The organism is Mesorhizobium sp. M7A.F.Ca.CA.001.10.2.1, assembly GCF_003998575.1.
Taxonomy (GTDB): Bacteria; Pseudomonadota; Alphaproteobacteria; order Rhizobiales; family Rhizobiaceae; genus Mesorhizobium.
The window spans coordinates 1-2,068 of sequence record NZ_RZQY01000860.1; the positions used below are offsets into that span (position 1 = coordinate 1).

General features: G+C 63.3%; 2 protein-coding genes. One reads left to right on the top strand and one right to left on the bottom strand.

Annotated elements, in window-relative coordinates:
* A partial coding sequence (locus EN964_RS32705; RefSeq protein ID WP_245490715.1) for a thioesterase family protein occupies positions 1 to 514 on the bottom strand: 514 nt, incomplete at its 3' end.
* A 162-nt stretch (positions 515 to 676) separates the two neighbouring features.
* Between EN964_RS32705 and EN964_RS32710 the strand changes: the two genes are divergently transcribed.
* Positions 677 to 2,068, top strand: a 1,392-nt coding sequence (locus tag EN964_RS32710) for an FAD-binding oxidoreductase (protein WP_127277313.1), incomplete at its 3' end; no start/stop codon positions are given.

The following is a 2,068-nucleotide window of genomic DNA, read 5'->3' on the forward strand; positions in this document are numbered from 1 at the left end:
CCTTCTCGTTCCCGGCGTCAAAGCCACACCGGCAATCTAAAATCGCAGAACCCTCCCATCGGCCGGCCCGTACCGGCATCGGCAGTGCCGAATGGGCGGCGCGCATGGCTTCGACCCTGGCCAGCACATCGGCGGGGAAGGGTGAGACCTTCGGCCCGGACATGTCGACATGCAGCGACAGCGATTCGGAAGTCGCGGCCAGCCAGCCGTCGACATGGCGGATTTCCTGGTAGGCCCGCAGCCGCTTGTCGTCGTGGTCGATGAGCTGGAAGGAGACCGTGACCTTGTGCTCGAGGTGCAGCTCCTGCACGTAGCAGACATGGACTTCGGCCGTGTAGATGGTGAGGCGGCGATCCCTGGCATAGTTCGGTCCCATGCCCATTGCCTCGAAGGCGTCGTCCGAGCAGCGGTCGAACAGCACGTTGTAATAGGCCATGTTGAGATGGCCGTTGTAGTCGATCCAGTCCTTCTCGATGTCCATGGGTTTCGAGACGAAGGGAGTGGGGATGGGCATCGAAACTTCCTTGTTCTGGCGCTGGACAGAGCTTGGCTCCGGAGACTCTATTTGTTCTGACGCATTCCGGACGGAAAACCGCTTCACACTTTTCCTGGAATTGCTTTACGCATCCATAGACGCATAACAAGCGTGGACGCTGGTCCATTCGCGGAGGAATTCATGGCTCTGAGCGACCTCAACCCGGTCGAACGTAACGAGGAAGGCATCGCGGCGGTGCTCGGCATCCTCAAGCAACGGCTCGGCGAGCGATTCCAGACCGGCCAGGCGATCCGCTCGCAGCATGCCCACACCACCACCTATATTCCGACGCAGGCGCCGGACGGCGTCGCCTTTCCCGAGACGACCGCCGAGGTGCAGGACATCGTGCGGGCCTGTGCCGCGCACCGCGTGCCGGTGATCGCCTTTGGCGTCGGCTCCTCGCTGGAAGGCCACACCAACGCACCGGGCGGCGGCATATCGGTCGACACATCGCGCATGAACCGTATCCTGGCGGTCAATCCACAGGATCTCGACTGCACGGTCGAACCCGGCGTCACCCGCGAGGATTTGAACCGGCATCTGCGCGACACCGGACTGTTCTTTCCGATCGACCCCGGCGCCAATGCCTCGCTGGGCGGCATGGCCGCGACGCGGGCCTCCGGCACCAATGCGGTGCGCTACGGCACGATGCGCGAGAACGTGCTGTCGCTGACCGCCGTCATGGCTGACGGCGAAACCGTGACGACCGGCAAGCGGGCGAAAAAGAGCTCGGCCGGCTATGATCTGACGCGGCTGCTGGTCGGCTCGGAAGGCACGCTCGGCATCATCACCTCGCTGACCTTGAAGCTGCAAGGCATCCCGCAGGCGATTTCGGGCGGCGTCTGCCCGTTTCCGAGCGTCGAGGCGGCCTGCAACGCGGTCATCGCCACGATCCAGATGGGCATTCCTGTGGCGCGCATCGAACTGGTCAACGCGCTGCAGATGCGGGCGATGAAGAACTATTCCAAGCTCGACTATCCCGAGAGCCCGTGCCTGTTCGTCGAGTTTCATGGTAGCGATGCCGGTGTTGCCGAACAGGCCGAGACCTTTGGCATGATCGCGGAAGAGAATGGCGGCGGGCCGTTCCTGTGGACCAGCGTCGCCGAGGAGCGCACCAAACTGTGGAAGGCCAGGCATGACGCCTACTGGTCGTCGCTGACACTGCGGCCGGGCGCCAAGGGGCTGTCGACCGATGTCTGCGTGCCGATCTCGCGCTTTGCCGAATGCGTCATGGAAACCGAAGCCGACATAGAAGAGATGGGTCTGATCGCGCCGATCGTCGGCCACGCCGGCGACGGCAATTTTCACGTGCTGGTGCTGATGGATGTCAACGATCCCAGGGAGATCGCGTTGTCGGAAAAGTTCGTCGCGCGGCTCAACATGCGGGCGATCGCCATGGACGGCACCTGCACCGGCGAGCACGGCATCGGCCAGGGCAAGATCGGTTTCCTGCGCCACGAGCTCGGCCACGGCGTCGACATCATGCGCACGATCAAGCAGGCGCTGGATCCGCTTGATATCATGAACCCGGGC